This is a genomic window from Bradyrhizobium sp. (genome assembly GCF_049691595.1).
Taxonomy (GTDB): domain Bacteria; phylum Pseudomonadota; class Alphaproteobacteria; order Rhizobiales; family Xanthobacteraceae; genus Bradyrhizobium.
Genome location: NZ_JBAVNZ010000497.1, coordinates 1 through 3,022, shown reverse-complemented (window position 1 = coordinate 3,022; position 3,022 = coordinate 1). Strand labels below are relative to the sequence as shown.

Annotated in this window: 4 protein-coding genes; 3 read left to right on the top strand and 1 reads right to left on the bottom strand. The window is 63.8% G+C overall.

Translation table 11 applies throughout. The annotated features are described in order from the left end of the window. The 3 genes from WCE35_RS20710 to WCE35_RS20700 form a co-directional block, all read left to right on the top strand. Nucleotides 1-284, top strand: a 284-nt coding sequence (locus tag WCE35_RS20710; protein ID WP_424595183.1) for a TnsA endonuclease N-terminal domain-containing protein, incomplete at its 5' end; no start/stop codon positions are given. Nucleotides 285-331: 47 nt separating this feature from the next. Next, the gene (locus tag WCE35_RS20705; RefSeq protein WP_424595182.1) at nucleotides 332-619 is read left to right on the top strand and encodes a hypothetical protein; all 288 of its coding nucleotides are present in this window, start codon (nucleotides 332-334) and stop codon (nucleotides 617-619) included. A 148-nt stretch (nucleotides 620-767) separates the two neighbouring features. Beyond that, nucleotides 768-1,745, top strand: a complete 978-nt coding sequence (locus WCE35_RS20700; RefSeq protein ID WP_424595181.1) for a Bug family tripartite tricarboxylate transporter substrate binding protein — start codon at nucleotides 768-770, stop codon at nucleotides 1,743-1,745. Between the two features lie 114 nt (nucleotides 1,746-1,859). On the opposite strand, the gene WCE35_RS20695 is transcribed toward WCE35_RS20700, so the two are convergent. Then, nucleotides 1,860-3,022 (bottom strand): cytochrome P450 (locus WCE35_RS20695; protein ID WP_424595180.1); only part of this gene is annotated, 1,163 nt, incomplete at its 5' end.

Below are 3,022 nucleotides of genomic sequence, written 5' to 3'. Positions count from 1 at the left end.
ACCCGAGCCTGTTCATCGAATATCAGAATGCAGACGGTTCGATCTCGAACTATTTTCCCGATTTCTTGGTGAAACGATCTGCGCAAGAAATCTGGATTGTCGAAACCAAAGGCCGTGAAGATTTGGACGACCCTCGAAAGTGGGAGCGCCTGAAATCGTGGGTTGCAGATGCTGCGGCTCGAACCGAAGGTGTAGCCTATAAGGCCCTGTTCGTCCGGGAAGAGGGATGGGACAAGAGACCGTTGCACAGCTTTGACCAGGCTATCGCGGCATTCGACGAATAGGCCGAGTTAGCGGATAAGTGTTCCGATGGTTCTTTCAGGTGGTCACCATGGCGCGATTCAACCAACCGGACTTTTTTGAGCCCGATGCTCGATCCGACCCGTTCGGCGAGGACACACCCACGCCCGTATATCGGGCCGATCCCGATTCGGTGCGTGCAGAACTCTACAAAATTCTCGCCGAAGCCCGCGCGGCGCAGAAGCTTCCTTGGGAGCCAAGGACGGTTCTGCTTTACCGGACGATCTTCCCGCAGATGACCAACTGGCTTCCCGACGATGAGGGCGCGCAACTGCGCTTCGAGTTCGAGACGGAAATCAGGCGGCTGGAAGCGGCCTGAACAAGCGCCTCCCGGCTCGATCGCGCGGCACCGGTCGGTCGTCCAGGGGCGCCCACGGGACGCGCGCGCAGGTGGCGGGAGGCCGGAAATGTGGCAGTATCGGGAGTGGGGTTAGGGCTGCCTGCGGAGGTCCGTTCGAGGAGGCATCATGAAACTTGCACGCCGTCAATTCCTGCACCTGGCCGCCGGTGCGGTCGCGCTTCCGGCCTTCGCCAGCAAGGCGAAAGCGCAAGCCTATCCGGCGCGGCCGGTTCGGGTGATCGTCGGTTATACCCCCGGCGGCTCCGCGGACCTTACCTCGCGGCTGATGGGACAATGGCTTTCCGAACGGCTCGGCCAGTCCTTCGTCATCGAGAACCGGCCGGGGGGAGGCACCAATATCGCGACCGAGGCGGTCGTGCGCGCCGCGCCCGACGGTTACACCCTTTTGCTGGTCGCGCCCGCCAACGCCATCAACGCCACGCTGTACGACAAGCTCAATTTCAATTTCCTGGAGGATATCGAACCGGTCGCGGGGCTGATCCGCTTTCCCAACGTGGTGGTGGTGAACCCATCGCTTCCCGTCAAGTCGATCCCCGAACTGATCGCCTATGCCAAGGCCAATCCCGGCAAGCTCAACATGGCGTCGTCCGGCAACGGATCCACGATCCATATGTCGGGCGAGCTGTTCAAGATGCTCACGGGCATCAACATGGTCCACGTGCCCTACCGCGGCGGCGCGCCGGCGCTGACCGACCTGATCTCCGGCCAGGTGCATGTGATGTTCGACAACATTCCGACCTGCGCCGAACACGTGAAGTCCGGCAAGCTGCGCGGCCTTGCGGTGACCAGCACGACGCGTTCGGACGTGTTGCCCGATCTGCCCACGGTAGCCGAATTCCTTCCCGGCTACGAGGCGAGCGCGTGGTACGGCATCGGGGCGCCGAAGGGCACGCCGCCCGAGATCATCGAACGGCTGAACAAGGAGATCAATGCGATCCTCGCCGGACCCGCGGCGAAGGCCCGGTTTGCCGAGGTGGGCGCGTTCCTGATCCCCGGCTCGCCGCTCGACTTCGGAAAGCTCTTGGCCAACGAAACCGAGAAATGGGGCAAGGTGGTGAAGTTCTCCGGCGCCAGGGTGGACTAGAGATACAGAATTGCAGGGTGGGCAAGGGCGCTGGTGCGCCGTGCCCGCCACCATCGCGCCGCACGGCATGGCGGCACGCGGATCGCCGAGCGCTCTTGAACGACAGGCTTTGCCCTACGCATTCACCGCGCACGGCACACTCAAAAATCCCCGAAAGCGAACCCGGCCGCCGCGCACCGGGGCGCCGTTTAGCGCATAGTCGGGGAACCGCGCCAGAAACCGCGACACTGCGATTGCGCCTTCGAGCCGGGCCAGCGCCATCCCCGCGCATTGGTGCGCGCCGGTGCCGAAGGCGAGGTGGCGGTTCGGCGTGCGGCCGATGTCGAGTTTTTCCGGGTCGGCAAACTGCTGCGGGTCGCGGTTGGCGGCGCCGATACACAGCGTCACGGAGGTGCCGGCGGCTAGCGTCACGCCGCCAAGTTCGACCGGCTCGACCGTCATGCGGTTGCCAAGCTGGTTCGAACTCTCGAACCGCAGCATTTCCTCGATCGCGGTCTTGATCATATCAGGGTGCTTGATCAGCCGCGCCTTCTCGGCGGGATGATCGAGCAGCGCCACCAGCCCGTTGCCGATCAAATTGGTCGTGGTCTCGTGGCCGGCATTGAGCAGGAAGATGCAATTGTGCAGCAGCTCCTTCTCCGTCAGCCGCTCGCCATTGTCTTCGCCGCTATCCTCGCCACTATCCTCGCCCTGGATCAGCCGCGTCAGCACGTCGCGGTCGGGGTTGCCGGGTCTGGCGCGCCGCCGCGCGACCAGGATCTCCAGATAGCCGAGGAAATCCCTCACGGCCCCGTTGCCGCGCGCAAACGCTTCCGGGCCGATCACCGGCTCGAGCGCGCCCAAAATCGCCAGCGACCAGTCGCGCAAGGGCCCGCGCTCGCCGTGGGGGACATCGAGCAGGTTGCCGATCACCTCGATCGGGATCGCGGCGGCGAAATCGTCGATCAAATCGACGTTGGCTTTGGCCGCGAGGCGGTCGAGCAGCCGGTCCACCAGGGCCATGAGATCGGGCTCCATCGCCGCGATCGCGCGCGGCGACAGCGCGCCCATGATCAGCCGCCGGACGCGGGTATGGGCCGGGGGATCGTTGAAAACGAGGCTCGTGGTGTGGTGCTCGTAGAGCAATGAGTCGCCGTATTTCGGGAAAAACTCCTTCTTCTTGTCGGAGCTGAAGATCTTGGTGCTCTTGTAGGCGGTGACGAGGTCGTCATAGCGCGTCAGGAACCAGGACCCGTTCGGCAGGCGCTTGACCGGCTCGTTCTCCCGCAGTGCACGAT

Bases quoted from the DNA above. Each gene is read 5' to 3' on its own strand.
- WCE35_RS20705 (WP_424595182.1), top strand. From the start codon at position 332: ATGGCGCGATTCAACCAACCGGACTTTTTTGAGCCCGATGCTCGATCC.
- WCE35_RS20700 (WP_424595181.1), top strand. From the start codon at position 768: ATGAAACTTGCACGCCGTCAATTCCTGCACCTGGCCGCCGGTGCGGTC.